The organism is Cupriavidus pauculus, assembly GCF_022179805.1.
Lineage (GTDB): Bacteria > Pseudomonadota > Gammaproteobacteria > Burkholderiales > Burkholderiaceae > Cupriavidus > Cupriavidus pauculus_E.
Genome location: NZ_BPUO01000025.1, coordinates 1 through 17,805, shown reverse-complemented (window position 1 = coordinate 17,805; position 17,805 = coordinate 1). Strand labels below are relative to the sequence as shown.

Below are 17,805 nucleotides of genomic sequence, written 5' to 3'. Positions count from 1 at the left end.
TTGCACGCCACCCAAGGTTCAGGTCGATTGTTGAGAGCGCGGAACAACAGCCATTCGCCATGCTATGGCCATCAAGGACCGCGCGCATCGCTTGGCAAAATTCGCGCATAACTTGGCCCGATACCGACGTGTGCGGGCCGCAAGAAATACTTTCAATCTCGTACATTGAACGCACCAACGTAGCGCGGTGCGAAAGCCGGGATTTCCTCCTTCGATCGCCTCGCGCAGCCGACGTACAAGATCCAGGGAACCCCCGATGACCATCGCCCCAACTCCAGCACCGGCAGCCGATACGCCGCCGGTCGGGCCACCGCCCTCCCACCCTGCGGCGCCGGCGCAGCCACCTGCCGCGCAGCCCGGCTCGGCAACGCTTTCGCTGCGCGTCGCCATCGGCCTTGTCGGCGTACTGCTGGCATCGCTGCTGGCCATTCTCAACGAGCAGGTCACGGCGCTGGCACTGGCCGACGTGCAGGGCGTGTTCTCGGTCGGGCGTGACGACGGCACCTGGATCACCGCGCTCTTCGAGGCGGCCAACGTGGCAACGATGGTTTTCGCCCCGTGGTTCGGCATCACCTTCACGCTCAAGCGCTTCACCATCGGCGCGATCCTGGCGACGATGCTGCTGGGCGTGCTCTGCCCGCTCGCGCCCAGCCTCGATGCGCTGTATACGCTGCGCATTCTCCAGGGCATCGCCGGTGGCTGCCTGCCACCGATGCTGATCATCGTGGCGCTGCGCTACCTGCCGCCCAAGGTCAAGCTGTACGGGCTGGCCGGCTATGCCATGACCGCGACGTTCGGCCCCGCGCTCGGCACGCCGCTGGCCGCGCTGTGGACCGAGTATGTCGGCTGGCAGATGGTCTTCTGGCAAATCGTGCCGTTGGGCGTGGTGAGCTGCCTCGCGGTGCGCTGGGGCCTGCCTGACGACCCGCTCAAGCTGGAAAGGCTTGCCGCATTCAACTGGACGGGCTTCCTTACCGGCTTTCCCGCCGTGGCCATGCTCGTCATCGGACTGATGCAGGGCGACCGGCTGGACTGGCTGCACTCGCATCTGATCCGCGTGATGCTCGGTGGCGGCACGCTGCTGATGGTGGTCTTCCTCTTCAACGAGTGGTTCCACCCGCTGCCGTTCTTCAAGCTGCAACTGCTCGCACGCCGCAACTTCGCGCATGGGCTCTTGACGCTTGCGGGCGCCGTGATCCTGCTGGTCGGCGTGGCCGCCATCCCCGGGCAGCATCTGGCCCGGCTGCACGCCTACCGTCCGTTGCAGACCGCGCCGCTGTCGCTGCTGGTGGCCCTGCCGTTGCTGCTGACGCTGCCATTGACGGCCGCATTCCTCAATATCCGCCGGGTTGACCACCGATGGGTCATGGCGGTGGGCCTGTCGCTGATGGCTACCACCTGCCTGCTGGGTAGCTACGTCACGTCCGAATGGATTCGCGACAACTTCTTCTGGCTGCAATCGCTGCAGATCGTGGCGCAGCCGATGCTGATCTTGGCCATTCTGATGGGCGTCACCACGGGCCTGCCCCCCACCGAAGGGCCGTTCGCGTCGGCCATGTTCAACTCGCTCAAGACGTTTTCGGCGGCCGTGGCCACGGCGCTGATCGAAGGCATCGGTACCGGGCGTGAACGCTTTCATTCGAACGTGCTGGTCGACCAGATCGGCAACAGCGCCGGCACGGCCGGCCGCAGTGTCGACACGGCGCAGCACCTCGGACAACTTGCGCATCGCATACACGAGCAGGCGCTGGTGCTGACATCGGCGGACCTGTACCGCCTGATGGGCTGCCTCGCCATTGCGCTGCTCTGCGTCATCCCGCTGCTGCCGGTGCGCATCTACCCGCCCTGGTTCACCAAACCGTCTTCCACAAACTGAGCAAAGGTCAATCATGTCTTCCGAAACCAAACGCCCTCCTCTCAAGCACGTCCGCCTTGCCGCTGCCATCGTTGCTGTTGGCGTCGCGGTCTGGGCCTGCACGGGCCTGATGTTCCGTTCCAGCAACGAATCCACCAACGACGCCTATGTCATGGCGGACTTCACACTGGTTGCCGCCCGCGTCGCGGGACAGATCTCCGAGGTACTCGTCGACGACAACCAGTCGGTCAAGGCCGGTCAGCTTCTGGTGCGCCTTGATGATCGCGATTTCCGCGCCGCGCTGCAGAGCGCCCAGGCCGACGTCGTGGCCGCCAAGGCACTGGTGGCCAACTTCGATGCGGAGATCGCGCGGCATCCGTCGCTGGTGCTGCAGGCCAAGGCCAAGCTCCAGTCCGACGATGCATCGATCGCGTTCGCACGCGCCAACGCGTCGCGCTACCAGAATCTGTCGGAAGCCGGCGCCGGCACCGCGCAGGAACAGCAGCGCTCGTCCAGTGCGCTGGCCGAGCAGCTTGCCCAACAAGCCCATGATCGTGCGGGCCTGAGCGCCGCCGAGCAGAACCTCGATGTGCTGCGTACCCAGCGCGACAAGGCGCTTGGTGCCCAGGCACGCGCCGAGGCGGCACTGGAGCAGGCCAAGCTGAACCTCTCCTATACCGAGATCCACGCCCCGGTGGACGGCAAGATCGGCCGGCGCTCCGCACGGGTGGGCGCCTACGTGACCACCGCCGCGCCGGTCCTGGCCATCGTGCCCATCGCCGACGCATACGTGGTGGCGAACTTCCAGGAAAACCAGATCACCCACATGCGCCCGGGACAAAGCGCCCGTATCCGCGTGGACAGCCTGCCTGGCGTCGAGATCCGGGGCCATATCGACAGCCTCGCGCCGGCCACCGGCGTCAGCTTCGCGGCCATCGCCCCGGACAACGCCACCGGCAACTTCACCAAGATCGTGCAGCGCGTGCCGGTCAAGATCACCATCGACCATGGACAGAAGGTTGCAGCCGAACTCGGCGTGGGCCTCTCGGTGGTCGCGGATGTCGATGTCAGCCAGGGCAGCGATGCGCCGGCCCATGGAGGTAACCCGAAATGAAAACCGAAGCCTTCTCGTTCCGAGCCACCACGCTCACATTGCTGGCATCGCTCGCGCTGGCGGGCTGCGCCGTCGGGCCCGACTTCAAGCGGCCGGAATCATCCACGCCCGACATCTTCCAGCGCCTGCAGTCGGCGCAGTCCGACAGCCGCGCCGTCGACACCGAATTCCATGACGACTGGTGGACGCTGCTCAACGACCCGATGCTGAACGAGCTTCAGGCCCGGCTGGCAGAGTCGAACCTCGACGTGGCGGCGGCAGCGACGCGCCTGGGACAAAGCCGCGCCACCCAGCAGATCGTGAGTGCCGCCCAGTTGCCGAAGTTCGACGGTGCCGCGTCCTACTACCGCGAGCGCGGCAGCCCCACCGGAATTCTGTCGTTGCTGGGCGTGGCGCCCAACGCCACCCAGACGCAATCGGCGTCGGGCGGCTCGCCCACCGGCGTCGCACCGATGCCGGGATCGAGCGGATCTCCGCCTTATGATGTCTGGCAGATGGGCATCGACGCCTCGTGGGAAATCGACATCTGGGGCCGGGTGCGCCGCAGCGTCGAGGCGGTCGGTGCCTTGACCGATGCGTCCTTCGAGGACCGCAACGCGGTATTGCTGTCGGTGCGCGCCGAACTGGCACGCGACTATGTGGAACTGCGCGACATCCAGTCGCTGCTGGAGATCGCGCAGCAGAACCTGGAAATCGCCCGCGATGCAGCCAGGCTCACGCAGGTGCGGGCTCGCGAAGGCGTGACGACGGATCTCGACGTGGCCAATGCCACCGCCCAGGTGGCATCGATCGAAAGTCTGATCCCGACGCTCGAAGCGCGTCACGATGCCACCATCAATGCCATCGGCCTGTTGCTGGCCCAGGAACCCGGCGCGTTGAAGCAGCAACTGGCCGAGCCGCGCGCGATGCCGGCACTGCCGGCCCGTGTGCCGGTGGGCCTGCCCTCCGAGATCGTGCAGCGGCGGCCCGATATCCGGCGCGCCGAGGCGCAACTGCATGCGGCGACGGCGTCGATCGGCATGGCAAAGGCCGATTTTTATCCGCGCATCATGCTGAACGGCAGCGCGGGCTTTCAAAGCCTGCAGCTCTCCAGCCTGGCTGACTGGGCATCACGGCAGTTCGTGGTCGGCCCGTCTATCTCGATACCGATCTTCGAGGGCGGACGCCTGAAGGGGACGCTGCGTCTGCGCGAGGCACAGCAGCAGGAAGCGGCCATCGATTATCGGCACACGGTGCTCAAGGCATGGCGCGAGGTTGACGATGCGCTGGTAGCCTACGACGCCGAGCAACGGCGCCGCGACAAGCTCGTGACCGTGGTCAGCGAGAATCAGCGCGCCCTGTCGATTGCGCAGCAACGCTACAAGGCCGGGGCCGTCGACTATCTGGACGTCCTGAACGTGCAGCGGCAGTTGCTGCAGGCCCAGCGCAACCTTGAGGAAAGCCGCGCGGCGGCGGCCACGAACCTCATCGTGCTCTGCAAGGTACTGGGTGGCGGCTGGGAATCGACCTACGGCAATGGCGGCACCGCCAGCGTCGCCAGCACCGCTGGCAGCGCCAACACGGCGCACTGACCTCGGCGCCTCCTCCCCTACTCCTCTTCTCTACAAGCGGCACCTTCCGGCGTAATGCCCGAAGGTGCCGCGTCGCATTCCGGTCCCGTCTTACTCACGTGCCAGGGCGACTTCGGGCATCCAGACGTGCGCCAGCCCGCCCACCGCGCAATGGTCGCCGCCCCATTGGCGCAGCGCGGCCAGCACGGTCTGCAAACGTACGCCCTTGTCAGTCAGGACGTAGTCATGCCAGTCCGCGCGCTGCGTGCTGGCACGGGCCTCCATGACGCCATGGTCCATCAGCGCGCGCAGCCGCGCGGCGAGAATGCTGGGGCCAACGCCCAACTGGCGCTGGAACTGCGAGAAGCGGGTCGTGCCCGCCAGCGCCTCGCGGACGATCAGCAGCGTCCAGGCATCGCCCACGACTTCGAGAGTGCGCGCGATCAGTGCCAAATCTTCCGGCGGATCTTGGGGCTCATCTTGCGATGGCGAGGGATTCGTACTGGGTGACATGTTCATCTTCCGGTTGGTCGATCGAGAACGGAGAAAGAAAATCGGCGCCACTGGCGCCGACTCCTTTGCTGGTCAAGGTTGAAAGGCAGGCACTAGTCCTGGGCCACGCCGATGGCTGCGCGCAGGAAGCTCTCCACGCGCGCGGTGTGCATCGCCGCATAGCCCGGCGCGGTGGACGCGGCGGCCTCGGGGCCGACATAGCGCAGCATTCCCGGTGCCTTGACGATATCGAGCATGCGTTCCATCACAAACGTCCAGGCGCCCTGGTTCTTCGATTCCTCCTGGCACCAGATCACCTGCTTCAGGTTCGGATAGCGTGCCAGCTCATTGGCGATCTCCAGGTCCGGGAACGGATACAGCTGTTCCACGCGCAGCAGCGCGATGTTGTCCTTGCCAGTCTTGCGGCGGCGTGCGAGCAGTTCGAAGTAGACCTTGCCCGAGGACAGGATCAGCGTGTCGATCCGGCTGGCATCGGCCTGCGTCCGCGCTTCGGCCAGCACCGGCTCGAACGCGCCATTGGCGAGTTCGTCAAGACTGCTGACCGCTTCGGGATGACGCAGCAGCGACTTCGGCGTCATGACGATCAATGGCACGTGATCTGGCCCCAGGGCCTGCTCGCGCAGTAGGTGAAAGATCTGTGCCGGCGTGGTCGGCTGCACCACGCGCATGTTTCCCTGCGCGCAGAGCTGCAGATAGCGCTCCAGCCGCGCAGAGGCATGCTCCGGACCTTGCCCTTCCTGGCCATGCGGCAGCAGCAGCGTGATGCCGCTGCGCTGTCCCCACTTGGCCTCTCCGGCGGACAGGAAGTTGTCGATCACCACCTGCGCACCGTTCGCGAAGTCGCCGAACTGCGCTTCCCACAGCACCAGCGATGCCGGCCGGGCCAGCGTGTAGCCGTATTCGAAGCCCAGCACACCGGCTTCCGACAGCGTGGAGTTGGCGATGGCAAACGTGCCCTGGCCATCCGCAACGTTTTCGAGCGGCGTATAGAACCCCTGGTCGCGCGAGGTGCGCTTCTGATCGTGCAGCACAGCATGCCGGTGGCTGAAGGTGCCGCGTTCGCTATCCTGGCCGCTCAACCTCACGTTCACGCCATCGGCCACCAACGAGGCATAGGCCAGGTGCTCGGCCATGCCCCAGTCCAGCGCGCGCGTACCGGCCGCCATCTCGCGACGGGCGCCGATCACCTTGTCGACCAGCGGATGCAGCGAGTAGGTATCCGGGACTTGCGTGATGCGCTGCGCGAGATCCTTGAGCTTTGCGGCGGGCACCGTGCGATAGGGTGCGGACAGTGTGGGCGGTTCCTGCGGGAACCAGCGGCCGTGCCGGGCCTCGTCGGTCTCATATCCCGCCTTGGCCTGCTGGGCCGCATCCAGCTGGTCGCGGTACGCGGCGACAAGCTGATCAACCGCCTCGGCCGTGACAACCTGCTCATCGAGCAGCCGCGACGCGTAGAGCGACCGCACGCCGGGATGCCCCGCGATCGAGCGGTACATCAGTGGTTGCGTGATGCTCGGGGTATCTTGCTCCTGGTGGCCATGGCGGCGGAAGCAGACCAGCTCGATCACGACACTGCGGTTGAACGTGGCGCGGAAATCGATGGCCATGCGCGTGGCGGCCACCACGGCCTCCGGGTCGTCGCCGTTCACATGCAGCACCGGTGCCTCGATCATCTTGGCGATGTCGGTGCAGTAGAACGACGACCGCGCATCCTGCGGGCGCGACGTGGTAAAGCCAACCTGGTTGTTCACCACGATGTGGATCGTGCCGCCCGTGCCGTATCCACGGGTGTTCGACAGGTTCATTGTCTCCATGACGATGCCCTGCCCCGACACCGATGCGTCGCCGTGAATCTCGATGGGCAGGACGGCAGCGGACCCCAGCCCCAGCGCCTCGGCGCGCGCGCGGGCCATGCCCTGCACCACGGGATTGACGATCTCCAGATGCGACGGGTTGAAGGCTACCGTCACCTCCGCCGAACCAGCCTCCGTGGCGATCTCGCCCGTGAACCCCTTGTGATACTTGACGTCGCCCGCGATTAGGTCGTGGGCCGTCTTTCCATCGAATTCGTCGAACAGTGCCGCGGCCGGCTTGCCGGCGATGTTGACCAGCACATTGAGGCGTCCCCGGTGCGCCATGCCCAGGATGGAATGACGGATGCCTTGCGTAGCGCCGTAGGCGACCAGTTCGTCCAGCAACACGATCAGCGATTCGCCGCCTTCCAGCGAGAACCGCTTCTGGCCGACGTAGCGCGCATGCAAGTACTTTTCCAGCCCTTCGGCCGCCGTCAGCTTTTCCAGGACGTGGCGCTTCTCACGCGCGGTCAGGCGAGCCTTCGACCGCGTGGATTCCAGGCGCATCTGCCACCAGTTGCGCTGTGCGGGATCGGTCAGGTACATGAATTCCGCGCCGAGCGTGCCGCAGTAGGTCTCGGCCAGTGCCTCGACCATCGCTTCCAGCGTCATGTCGTCGTCGGAGAAGTTGGTGTCCGACGGATCTAACTTCGTCTTCATGTCCGACTGCGACAGGCCGTAGTAGCTGGGAATCAGGTCTGGCACGGGCACAGGCTCCATCCAGCGCAGCGGGTCAAGGTTCGCGTGGCGCGTGCCGACCATCCGGTAGGCCAGGATCAGCGCCTGCACCGCCAACTGCTTGCGGACAAAGCCCGGTCGCGTCTGCGCCAGCGGCTCGCCCGAATGCGAGCCTTTGGCCAGTTCGACAAAGCGGGAAACGACGCGGCTATGCGCCACATCGCCATGGTCCGACCCATCTGTCGCCGGCAAGGTCTGCAGTGCGTCAAAGTAGCCGCGCCACTCGTCGGACACCCTGGAGCGGTCGGCCAGATACGCCTCGTACTGTTCTTCGACGTAGGGCGCATTGCCTCCAAACAGGAAGGAGGAGTTTCGATTTTCGATCATCATGATGACTAAACCTGTCGCAAGACTGGGCAATTGCCCGTTACCTGAAGTCTAGAAACCGGGCGATACCGCCGGCGGACTGGATAGGGTTGTTTGAGGACATCCGATGCTGGTTTCCGGCCATGCTCGGAAAGAGGCTTGTCTCGGCAAACGGCCCCCGACGCCAGGGCGGCGCCGGGGGCCGTTGAGGACGAAGCGCAGGATGGTTCAGACGCTCATCGGATTGGGCCTGGACGGATCGAATCCATACTTCGCCAGCGCGTCGGCCACGACGCTCGCTGCGATGGTGCCTTCGTCGGCCAGGCTCTTGAGTGCCGTGACGGTGATCCAGTAGCGATCGATCTCGAAGAAGTCGCGCAGCTTCTCGCGCGTGTCGGAGCGTCCGAATCCATCCGTGCCAAGCGCGACGAAGCGTTGCGGGATGAACTCCCTCAGTTGCTCGGTCAGCGTGCGCACGTAGTCCGTCGACGCGATGACCGGCCCTGACGCGCCGCCCAGCAGGCGCTCCACGTGCGAGACGCGCTGCACTTCAGTGGGGTGCAGCAGGTTCCAGCGCCGCACTTCGCGGCCCTCGCGCGCCAGTTCCGTGATGCCAGGGGCGCTCCACAAGTCCGCCGCGACCGACCAGTCGGTCTCCAACAACGCGGCGGCGGCGATGACTTCGTTGAAGATGGTGCCGGCGCCCATCAGCTGCACGCGGGGCATGGCGCTATCGGCCGCCGATTTTCTGAACAGGTAGAGGCCCCGGATGATGTCGTTGGCCACGCCGTCGCGCTCGGGCATCGCCGGATGCTCGTAGTTCTCGTTCATCACGGTGACGTAGTAGAAGACATCCTCCTGCTCGGTCACCATGCGCCGCAAGCCGTCCTGCATGATCACGGCAAGCTCGTAGCTGAAGGTGGGGTCGTAGCTGATGCAGTTCGGCACGCTCGACGCCCACAGCAGCGAATGGCCGTCCTGATGCTGCAGCCCTTCGCCATTGAGCGTGGTGCGACCAGCCGTGCCGCCCAGCAGGAAGCCGCGCGAGCGCATGTCGCCTGCCGCCCACACCAGGTCACCGACGCGCTGGAATCCGAACATCGAATAGAACACGAAGAACGGAATCATGATTTCGGCGTGCGTGGAGTACGACGTGGCCGCGGCGATCCAGTCCGACATGCCGCCCGCCTCGTTGATCCCTTCCTGCAGGATCTGGCCCGTCTCCGACTCGCGGTAGAACATGAGCTGACCGGAATCCTCGGGCTCGTAGCGCTGTCCGTCCTGGTTCCAGATACCGATCTGGCGGAACAGGCCTTCCATGCCGAACGTGCGCGACTCGTCGGGCACGATGGGCACCACACGCTTGCCGAGTGCCTTGTCCTTGAGCAGCACCCCCAGGAAGCGAACGAACGCCATCGTCGTCGACATCTTCCGCCCTTCGCCCGTGCCCTTGAGCAAGGCATCGAAGGCGCCCAGTTCGGGCGTCGGCAGCGATGCGGCGGTCTGACGCCGTGCCGGCACATAGCCGCCCAACTCCTGGCGGCGCGCGTGCAGGTACTGGAATTCCGGCGAGCCTTCGTCGAACTTCAGGTAGGGCACGTCCACGATGGCGTCGTCGGAAATCGGCAACTTGAACTGATCGCGAAACGCCTTGAGCTGCTCCACCTGCATTTTCTTCTGCTGGTGCGTGTTGTTCATGGCCTGCCCCGCCTCGCCCATGCCATATCCCTTGATGGTCTTGGCCAGGATCACGGTGGGCCGGCCGTTCGATGCGGCGGCCTGCGCGTAGGCGGCGTAGATCTTGTGCGGATCGTGGCCGCCACGGTTCAGCGCCCAGATGTCGTCGTCGGTCCAGTCGGCCACCAGGGCCTTCAGCTCCGGCGTGTTGAAGAACTTCTCGCGCACATACGCACCCGACTTCGACTTGTAGGTCTGGTACTCGCCGTCGACCACTTCCATCATGCGGCGCATCAGCGCACCGTTACGGTCGCGCGCCAGCAGCGCGTCCCAGCGACTGCCCCAGATCACCTTGATGACATTCCATCCGGCGCCGCTGAACAGTCTCTCCAGTTCCTGGATGATCTTGCCGTTGCCACGCACCGGGCCGTCCAGCCGCTGGAGATTGGCGTTGACCACGAAGATCAGGTTGTCCAGCCGCTCGCGCGCGGCCATGCCGATGGCGCCCAGAGATTCGGGCTCGTCCATCTCGCCATCGCCCAGGAATGCCCACACCTTGCGGCCTTGCGTGGTCACCACTCCCCGGGCCTCGATGTACTTCATGAAGCGGGCCTGGTAGATCGCCATGAGCGGCCCGAGCCCCATCGAGACGGTGGGAAACTGCCAGAAATCGCGCATCAGCCACGGGTGTGGATACGACGGCATGCCGTGGCCGCCGGTCTCCTGGCGGAAGCTGTCGAGCTGTGCGTCGCTCAGGCGGCCTTCCAGGAACGCACGCGAATAGATGCCCGGCGAGGAATGCCCCTGGAAGAACACAAGATCGCCACCATGGTTGGCGGACGCGCCGTGCCAGAAGTGGTTGAAGCCCACGTCATAGAGCGTTGCGGCGGATGCGAACGACGCGATATGGCCGCCCACATTCGTTTCGCGGCCAGCACGCAGCACCATCGCAATCGCGTTCCAGCGCATGTACGAACGGATGGTGTGCTCCATGGCCTGGTCGCCAGGAATGGCCGGTTGCCGGGTAGGCGGAATCGTATTGACGTACGGCGTGTCCGTTGCAAATGGGGTGGACTCGCCGTTCACGCGCACGAACTCGATCTGGCGCTCGATCAGGAAGTGGGCGCGATCCATGCCGACATGGGACACGACACCATCGAGCGCATCGATCCACTCGGCGGTTTCCTGGGGATCATCGTCATTGCGCGGGTTCACCCCGTCATTGGGAACTGCAGCCATTTGGGCACCTCCTGAGGAATGCACGGTTGGCGCACGGATTCGCGTTGAAGCGTGGCGCCGATGAAGGCCATTCTAGGTAGCCGTCAACATGGTGACGGCGTCGTGGCGGACAAGCGCTACAACTTGGCCTGAATCCGCAACGTCCGGCGATGTCACCGGGGTGCGGCTGTCTCTATAGTCATGGGGACGGCTTAGCGCCCCATGACGAACCGGTACTGCGGATACGACAATGACGGCCCCCAACCCCACCTCAACACCCGACACGGCACTCGCGGCCACTGGCACGTTGCAGGACCTGATCGTGCCTGGCTTGTCGGGTGTGTTCTGCGGCTTGAATCCCGGCTTGCGGGCCGCCGCGTCCGGGCACCATTTCGAAGGGCGCGGCAACCGGTTCTGGCGGGCGATCCATCTGGCTGGCTTTACCACGCAAGAACTGAAGCCAGCCGAATGCGCGCGGCTGCTCGATGACGGATTTGGGCTGGCAACGGTGGTGTGCCGGCCAACCGCCAGCGCGGGCGAGCTTTCGCGGCAAGAGTATGTGGATGCATCGGCGGGATTGCTGGAACGGATCGATCGCTTTCGGCCCAAGTACATCGCTTTCCTGGGAAAGGATGCGTACGCAGCCATGAGCGACCGGAAGGATCTTGGTTGGGGACTGCAGCCGCAACGGCTGGGCGCATCGAAGGTCTGGTTGCTGCCCAACCCGAGCGGGCGCAATCGCAGCTTCAGCCTCGCCGACCTGGTCGACGCCTATCGGGCGTTTCGCCTGGCGGCGGCGGGCTGAATACCAATGTTGACGATGCCGCTAGTGCGCCGCAACAGCGGCAGCGTGATACTGCGGCGCCTCCCGCCGCGCTGGGGTCGGGAACACGAACAGCTGTGCGCCGGCGTGGGCTTCCGGAACCGTTACCGCTTGCGACCCGCCCTCGGTTTCCTGGAAGCGCAGACGGTATTCCTTCGGCGTGATATCGAGGCGTCGCGAGAAGATCATGCGCATATGCGTCGAGCTATGAAATCCGCTGCGGAACGCGATGGTCTTGAGCGGCACGTCGGTCTCTTCCAGCAGCTTGCGCGCAAAGTCCACCCGCACCTGCTCGACGAAGACCGACGGCGACACCTTGGCACGCTTGGCAAACGTGCGGCTGAACGTGCGACGGCTGACGCCCACCGCATCGGCCAGTTCCTCGATGGAGAACGCCTCGGCGATATGGTCGTTGATGTAGCGCAGCGACCGGTTGACGATGGAGTCTTCTTCCGGCCCCACGGCCAGGTAGGGGCTGTACTGCGACTGCCCGCCATCGCGCCGGATATACACGATCAGTCGCTTGGCGACCTTGACCGCGATGTCATGCCCGAAATCCTCGGCCACCAGCGACAGGCAGAGATCGATACCGGCCGTCACGCCACCACTGGTGAACAGGTTGCCGTCGCGCACGAAGATCTTGTCCGGCCGCACGAAGGCACGCGGGAATTGCTCCTGCAGCCGCTTCGTATCGGACCAATGGGCGGTGACTTCGCGGCCATCGAGCAGCCCGGCATGCGCCAGCAGGAACACGCCATTGCAAACTGCCCCGAACCGCTGCGCGGTCAGCGCGGTGTCGTGCAGCCAGGCCAGAAAATCCGGATCGGGTTCCATGCCAGAGGCACGCGGGCCGCCAGCGATCAGCAGCAGATCGCATTGGTCGCGGTAGTTGCGGAAGTCGACATCCACGCCAAGCTGCATGCCATTCGAACACGTCACGCCATGCGGCCTGACGCCGACCAGGGTGACTTCGTACCGCTCGTGGTGTGGCAGCAGCGCATTGGCTTCCGCGAACACATCCATCGGGCCGGCCACGTCCAGCGATTGCACACCATCGAACACAACAAGAGCTACTTTCATCTGCCTTTGCGCTGTCTAGGCGCCCGTCTGCCGGGGCGATTCGCCCGTTGACAGCGATGGTAGGTGTTTTCGCAGTGAGAGATTAGAGGCCGAATCCGAGAATCATTCTTCCGGGATTCGAGAGGAAGCGGCGAAGCGCGCCCGGCGTGGAGCGCTTTTATCCTCTCGAAACATGAAAGGGAGATTCCCGGTTTGACGGCATTCTCCCGGCAGGCGCAAGCGCGTAGTCTCCAGACCAGATACGGACCAGCAGTCGGTCCTTGCCGAAACATCCCTGGAGAGTTCCATGAGCGCCCTGCCCGACAACCCAGCCGCCGCGAATGCGCCACCCGTGGCGTCCCGCGCCAAGATCGTCATGATGGCGATCATTGCCGGTGCCGTCATCACCAACATCTATTCCACCCAGCCGATCCTGCCGCTGATCGCATCGGGCATGCAGGTCAACCTGACAACGGTGGATCTGGTGGCCGGCGCGGCGCTGCTCGGATTCTCCACCGGACTGGCATTGCTGCTGCCGCTTGGCGACCGTTTCGACCGCCGCAAGCTGGTGCTCATCCAGATCGCGCTCGCGTTCTGCTTCGCGCTGGGCGCGGCGCTCGCACCAAGCATCTGGCCGCTGATCCTGGCGTCGTTCGCCCTAGGCGTGGTGAGCTGCGTGCCCCAGCAACTGGTGCCTTTTGCAGCGGTCATGTCGTTGCCGAGCGAGCGCGGGCGATCGGTGGGGACCGTGGTCAGCGGCATCATGGTGGGCATTTTGCTGGGCCGCACCATCAGCGGTCTGGTCGGGGCCGCCTACGGCTGGCGCGCGGTGTACGGCCTGGCGGCCGCTTTCATGATCCCGGTGTGGATTGCCGCCGCAATGCTGCTGCCGCGCGGCCGGCCCAGCACCAACCTTTCGTACAAGCAATTGCTCGCCTCGCTCTGGCCGCTGGCCCGTGACAACGCACCGATTCGCCAGTCGATGATCATTCAGGCGCTGCTGTGGGCCTGTTTCAACGCCTTCTGGGTCAACCTGGCCGCGCTGCTCGCCGATGGCCCACTGCATCTGGGCAGCGCCTGGGCCGGTGGATTCGGCATCATCGGCGCAGCGGGCGCGCTGGCGGCTTCGCTCGGCGGCCGCGCCACGGACCGCATGGGCCCGCGCGCCGTCATCGCCGCGAGCATCGGTTTCGTGACGGTGTCGTACCTGCTGCTGGCGGGCGCACCAACCTCGCTGACGCTTCTCGTGATTGGCGTGATCGTGCTGGACATCGGCGTGCAGGCCGGACTGGTGTCGAACCAGACCCGTGCGTTCGCGGTGGACCCCAAGGCGCAAGGCCGCATCAACAGCCTGTACATGACGGCCACCTTTCTTGGCGGCGCCATCGGCGTGATGATCAGCGGCTGGCTGATGACGCGGTTTGGCTGGAGCGGCATCGTCGTCTTCGGCATCGCCCTCAGCGTGCTGGCCGGCGTCATTCACTGGATGGGCGCGCCCCGGCGCGTCCTGACTTCTGCTTGAACCCGTCGGCCTGATTCAGATCGACGCCTCCAAAAACTGCATCAACGCCTGCACGCGCGCCGTACGGCCGCGCCGTGTAGGCACCAGCAGCGTCACCGGCGCGCTGTCGCATTCCCAGTCGGCCAGCACCCGCACCAGCCGGCCGCTGGCGACGGCCTCCGCCGTATCCCATTCCGAACGCAGCACCAGCCCCAGGCCCTGCTCGGCCCACTGGCGCGCAATGCTGCCGTCGTTGGTCGTGTAGGCGGGCACCACGCGCACGGTCTCGCGTGCCGAGGCGCGCCGCCCGGCATTTTCGGGCGGCCGAAAGCGCCACAGCGTCACGTCCTCGTCGTTCTCGCGGATGCAGATGCACGCGTGCGCCAGCAGGTCGCGCGGCTCGGCCGGCGTGCCGTGCCAGCGCAGGTACGCGGGGCTGGCACACAGCCAGCGCGCATTGGGCGCGAGCGTGCGGGCGATCCATGACGAATCGCGCACGGTGCCGATATGGATCACGGCGTCGGAATCGTGCCGGTCTGGCCACGGGGTCTCGCGCAGGTCCAGTTGCAGGTGCAGACCCGGGTGAGCCTGCGCAAAGCGCGCCAGCAGCGGCGCGATGTGCAGGCGGCCGTAGCCGAACGGCGCGGCGATGCGCAGCGTGCCCGTGAGCTGGCTGTCATCGCGCCGGAACGACTCGGGCAGTGCATTGAGCTGGGCCAGCAGCGCCGCGGCCTCGCGCGCAAAGCGTTCACCTTCGGGCGTCAGGCTCAGGCGCCGGGCGGTGCGGGTGGCCAGCGCCAGTCCCAGCGTCGATTCGAGCTTGCGCAGCCGCGCGGACAACGCCGGCGGCGTCACATTGAGCGCGCGTGCCGCCGCGCTGAGCGATGGCGACTGCGCCAGCGCCTCGACCAGCCGCAGGTCCTCGATCTGGATCATTCACTTCAGCTTAACGATTGATGTCCGGAAATTTAACCACAAGCCGCCCTATCATTCCTACAGTGTGGACTTCAGATCTCCGAATCCCGCCTGTCGCTCCCGGAACACCTCATGGATAATCTCGCCCCCGCCTGGCCGCACATCGACACCCCCGCCGCCGTCATCGATACCGCGCGCATGCAGCGCAACATCCACCGCATGCAGGCGCGCATGGACGCGCTGGGCGTGCGCTTTCGTCCGCATGCCAAGACCAGCAAATGCGCCCCGGTGGTGCGCGCGCAGATCGCGGCGGGTGCCAGTGGCATCACCGTATCCACGCTGAGGGAGGCCGCGTACTTCTTCGACGACGGCGTCACGGACATCCTCTACGGCGTGGGCATGGTGGCTAACAAGCTGCCTCAGGCACTGGCGCTGCGACGCCGGGGCTGCGACCTCAAGATCGTGACCGACAGCGTGGAGTCCGCGCGGGCCATCGTCGACTTCGGCAAGGCGAACGCCGAGGCATTCGAGGTCTGGATCGAGATCGATACCGACGGCCATCGCTCCGGCATCCGCCCGGACGAACCCGCGCTGCTGGAAGTGGCGACCGTATTGCATGAAGGCGGCGCACGACTTGGCGGCGTGATGACGCACGCGGGTTCCAGCTATGACCTGGACACCCCCGAGGCCCTGGCCGCGATGGCCGAGCAGGAACGCGCGGGCTGCGTGCATTCCGCCGAGCGCCTGCGCGCGGCCGGCTTGCCGTGCCCGGTGGTCAGCGTGGGCTCGACACCCACGGCGTTGTCCGCCAGCAACCTGGCCGGCGTGACCGAAGTGCGCGCCGGCGTCTATGTGTTCTTCGATCTCGTGATGCACAACGTGGGCGTCTGTGCCACCGACGACATCGCGCTGAGCGTGCTGACCACCGTGATCGGGCACCAGCCCGACAAGGGCTGGGCCATCGTCGACGCCGGCTGGATGGCCATGAGCCGCGACCGTGGCACGCAGAAGCAGAAGCACGACTTCGGCTATGGCCAGGTGTGCGCACTCGATGGCACGGCAATCCCCGGCTACATCCTCAGTGGCGCCAACCAGGAACACGGCATCCTGTCGCACGACGGCGCCCCGGATACCGACATCGCCAAACACTTTCCGATTGGCACCCAGTTGCGCATCCTGCCCAACCACGCGTGCGCCACCGGTGCGCAGTTCCCCGCATACCAGGCGGTGACCGAGGATGGCGACGCCGCCGAATGGAGCCGCCTGCACGGCTGGTAAGCAAAAACGCCCCCTGGCCGGCAGGCCAGGGGGCGTTCAGTGCTGCGCGATCAGGCCGGGAGAACCCGGCCGTGAATCCAGCCGGAATACTCAGGCCGTCGCGACGGTCAGTGCAACGTCGATGTTGCCTCGCGTAGCCTTCGAGTACGGGCAGATCTGATCGGCCAGGTGTGCCACGGCCTCGGCGGCCTGCTGGTCCACGCCGGGCATCGTCACGTGGATGCGGCCCTGCAGGAAGTAGGCGTCGCCGGTCATGCCCAGGTCCACTTCGATGTCCACGGCCAGGCTGGCCGGCACATCCACCTTCAGTTCCTTGCCGGCCAGGCCGATGGCGGCGATGTAGCACGCCGACCATGCGCCCGCGAACAGTTGCTCGGCGGTGGGATGCGATTGCACGGCCTCGAAGGCGTACTCGGGTGCGGTACGGTTACCCGGCGTGGTCAGCTTGAGGTTCAGGCTGTGAGCCTTGCCGCTTTCCGTGGTGTGGGTCTTGCCGGTGAACAGTACTTTCTCGATCTTGGTCATGATTGGGTTTCCTTTGGTAGCCAATGTATGGAGCGTGCTTTCTGTATGCATCGCATGCGATTCGTTCGCATGCGATGCATGATGGTTTACGGACCGGGGCAAGTCAAGGAATATTTGTCGGCTGCGATGAAATCGCATACGATGTGTTTTGTGCGCCGCGCCGCGGCAAGCGATCTGGCAAGAAAAGGGACGACGTCATGACATTGACCACACAGAAAGACCCCGACCCCACCGAAGTGAAGCTGGCTGACTATCTGTGCTTTGCGGTGTATTCGGCCAATCTGGCCTTCGGCAAGCTCTATCGCCCCATCCTGGACGAACTGGGCCTCACCTACACCCAGTACGTGACCCTGGTGGCCATGGGCGAGGAAGACGGGCAGACGGTCAGCGGCCTGGGCGAGAAGCTGTTCCTCGAATCCAACACCCTGACACCCATCCTCAAGAAGCTGGAGGCCATGGGCTTTGTCGAGCGCAAGCGCGATCCGGAGAACGAACGCCAGGTGCGCGTGACGCTGACCAAGGCCGGCCGCCGCCAGCGCGAGCGTGCGTCCAGCGTCGACCTGAAGGACGCCTGCGGCCTGACCTCGCAGGGTTTTGCCAAGCTGCAGAAGGAAATCGTGGCGTTGCGCGACAACCTCGTGCAAACCGTCCGCAACGACGACTGACGCGTCTCGCCGCCAGCTTGCCCATAGGGAAACTCCGTAGCGCGCATCCGCCACATCCGGCCCCCTCCCCACTCCTCAGTGTACGTATCGGGGACATGGGTAACGGGTGTTCGGATACATAGGTAACACGTGATCTACGCGCATCAGGGTGCGCGTAGATCGATTTCTCCGATCTCGAAGCGGCTGAACCAGACCGCGAAGCAGCCATCCTCGGC

Annotated in this window: 13 protein-coding genes; 7 read left to right on the top strand and 6 right to left on the bottom strand. The window is 65.3% G+C overall.

Annotation, left to right across the window (positions count from 1 at the left end; translation table 11 throughout):
• The first annotated feature begins 256 nt into the window (after positions 1-256).
• From MFF62_RS29415 to MFF62_RS29405, 3 genes are read left to right on the top strand one after another with little or no spacing between them, the layout of a single operon-like run.
• The gene (locus MFF62_RS29415; RefSeq protein ID WP_238267401.1) at positions 257-1,876 is read left to right on the top strand and encodes an MFS transporter; all 1,620 of its coding nucleotides are present in this window, start codon (positions 257-259) and stop codon (positions 1,874-1,876) included.
• A gap of 13 nt (positions 1,877-1,889) precedes the next feature.
• Complete coding sequence (locus MFF62_RS29410) at positions 1,890-2,969, top strand: HlyD family secretion protein (protein WP_238267397.1); 1,080 nt, start codon at positions 1,890-1,892, stop codon at positions 2,967-2,969.
• Positions 2,966-4,540: an efflux transporter outer membrane subunit gene (locus MFF62_RS29405; protein WP_238267392.1), complete on the top strand. Its 1,575-nt coding sequence runs from the start codon at positions 2,966-2,968 to the stop codon at positions 4,538-4,540. The genes MFF62_RS29410 and MFF62_RS29405 overlap by 4 nt, the downstream gene beginning before the upstream one ends.
• A gap of 90 nt (positions 4,541-4,630) precedes the next feature.
• Here the strand turns inward: MFF62_RS29405 and MFF62_RS29400 are convergent, their stop codons facing one another.
• The 3 genes from MFF62_RS29400 to aceE form a co-directional block, all read right to left on the bottom strand.
• Positions 4,631-5,032, bottom strand: coding sequence for a winged helix-turn-helix transcriptional regulator (locus MFF62_RS29400; RefSeq protein ID WP_238267391.1), 402 nt, complete (start codon positions 5,030-5,032; stop codon positions 4,631-4,633).
• A gap of 92 nt (positions 5,033-5,124) precedes the next feature.
• A complete protein-coding gene (locus MFF62_RS29395) occupies positions 5,125-7,950 on the bottom strand; it encodes a 2-oxoglutarate dehydrogenase E1 component (protein WP_473700888.1) in 2,826 nt (941 codons plus the stop codon).
• Between the two features lie 207 nt (positions 7,951-8,157).
• Positions 8,158-10,845 (bottom strand): pyruvate dehydrogenase (acetyl-transferring), homodimeric type, encoded by a 2,688-nt coding sequence (aceE, locus tag MFF62_RS29390; RefSeq protein WP_238267387.1) that lies wholly within the window; start codon positions 10,843-10,845, stop codon positions 8,158-8,160.
• Positions 10,846-11,074: 229 nt separating this feature from the next.
• On the opposite strand from aceE, the gene mug reads away from it, so the two are divergent.
• Positions 11,075-11,629, top strand: coding sequence for a G/U mismatch-specific DNA glycosylase (mug, locus tag MFF62_RS29385; RefSeq protein ID WP_238267382.1), 555 nt, complete (start codon positions 11,075-11,077; stop codon positions 11,627-11,629).
• A gap of 21 nt (positions 11,630-11,650) precedes the next feature.
• Here mug and MFF62_RS29380 read toward each other — a convergent pair whose 3' ends face one another.
• Positions 11,651-12,727 carry a GlxA family transcriptional regulator gene (locus MFF62_RS29380; RefSeq protein ID WP_238267378.1) on the bottom strand — a complete coding sequence of 359 codons (1,077 nt, stop codon included), beginning with the start codon at positions 12,725-12,727 and terminating at the stop codon, positions 11,651-11,653.
• Positions 12,728-13,013: 286 nt separating this feature from the next.
• Here MFF62_RS29380 and MFF62_RS29375 point away from each other — a divergent pair, with 286 nt between their 5' ends.
• On the top strand, positions 13,014-14,228 hold the full coding sequence (locus tag MFF62_RS29375) for an MFS transporter (RefSeq protein ID WP_238267373.1): 1,215 nt from the start codon (positions 13,014-13,016) through the stop codon (positions 14,226-14,228).
• Between the two features lie 15 nt (positions 14,229-14,243).
• On the opposite strand, the gene MFF62_RS29370 is transcribed toward MFF62_RS29375, so the two are convergent.
• The gene (locus MFF62_RS29370; RefSeq protein ID WP_238267365.1) at positions 14,244-15,143 is read right to left on the bottom strand and encodes a LysR family transcriptional regulator; all 900 of its coding nucleotides are present in this window, start codon (positions 15,141-15,143) and stop codon (positions 14,244-14,246) included.
• Between the two features lie 111 nt (positions 15,144-15,254).
• Between MFF62_RS29370 and MFF62_RS29365 the strand changes: the two genes are divergently transcribed.
• Positions 15,255-16,400: a DSD1 family PLP-dependent enzyme gene (locus MFF62_RS29365; protein WP_238267364.1), complete on the top strand. Its 1,146-nt coding sequence runs from the start codon at positions 15,255-15,257 to the stop codon at positions 16,398-16,400.
• A 90-nt stretch (positions 16,401-16,490) separates the two neighbouring features.
• Here MFF62_RS29365 and MFF62_RS29360 read toward each other — a convergent pair whose 3' ends face one another.
• Positions 16,491-16,925: an Ohr family peroxiredoxin gene (locus tag MFF62_RS29360; RefSeq protein ID WP_238267363.1), complete on the bottom strand. Its 435-nt coding sequence runs from the start codon at positions 16,923-16,925 to the stop codon at positions 16,491-16,493.
• A 197-nt stretch (positions 16,926-17,122) separates the two neighbouring features.
• On the opposite strand from MFF62_RS29360, the gene MFF62_RS29355 reads away from it, so the two are divergent.
• Entirely contained in the window at positions 17,123-17,590 is a 468-nt protein-coding gene (locus MFF62_RS29355) for a MarR family winged helix-turn-helix transcriptional regulator (RefSeq protein ID WP_238267358.1), read from the top strand.
• The last annotated feature ends 215 nt before the right edge of the window (positions 17,591-17,805 follow it).

Bases quoted from the DNA above. Each gene is read 5' to 3' on its own strand.
- MFF62_RS29415 (WP_238267401.1), top strand. From the start codon at position 257: ATGACCATCGCCCCAACTCCAGCACCGGCAGCCGATACGCCGCCGGTC.
- MFF62_RS29410 (WP_238267397.1), top strand. From the start codon at position 1,890: ATGTCTTCCGAAACCAAACGCCCTCCTCTCAAGCACGTCCGCCTTGCC.
- MFF62_RS29405 (WP_238267392.1), top strand. From the start codon at position 2,966: ATGAAAACCGAAGCCTTCTCGTTCCGAGCCACCACGCTCACATTGCTG.
- MFF62_RS29400 (WP_238267391.1), bottom strand. From the start codon at position 5,032: ATGTCACCCAGTACGAATCCCTCGCCATCGCAAGATGAGCCCCAAGAT.
- MFF62_RS29395 (WP_473700888.1), bottom strand. From the start codon at position 7,950: ATGATCGAAAATCGAAACTCCTCCTTCCTGTTTGGAGGCAATGCGCCC.
- aceE (WP_238267387.1), bottom strand. From the start codon at position 10,845: ATGGCTGCAGTTCCCAATGACGGGGTGAACCCGCGCAATGACGATGAT.
- mug (WP_238267382.1), top strand. From the start codon at position 11,075: ATGACGGCCCCCAACCCCACCTCAACACCCGACACGGCACTCGCGGCC.
- MFF62_RS29380 (WP_238267378.1), bottom strand. From the start codon at position 12,727: ATGAAAGTAGCTCTTGTTGTGTTCGATGGTGTGCAATCGCTGGACGTG.
- MFF62_RS29375 (WP_238267373.1), top strand. From the start codon at position 13,014: ATGAGCGCCCTGCCCGACAACCCAGCCGCCGCGAATGCGCCACCCGTG.
- MFF62_RS29370 (WP_238267365.1), bottom strand. From the start codon at position 15,143: ATGATCCAGATCGAGGACCTGCGGCTGGTCGAGGCGCTGGCGCAGTCG.
- MFF62_RS29365 (WP_238267364.1), top strand. From the start codon at position 15,255: ATGGATAATCTCGCCCCCGCCTGGCCGCACATCGACACCCCCGCCGCC.
- MFF62_RS29360 (WP_238267363.1), bottom strand. From the start codon at position 16,925: ATGACCAAGATCGAGAAAGTACTGTTCACCGGCAAGACCCACACCACG.
- MFF62_RS29355 (WP_238267358.1), top strand. From the start codon at position 17,123: ATGACATTGACCACACAGAAAGACCCCGACCCCACCGAAGTGAAGCTG.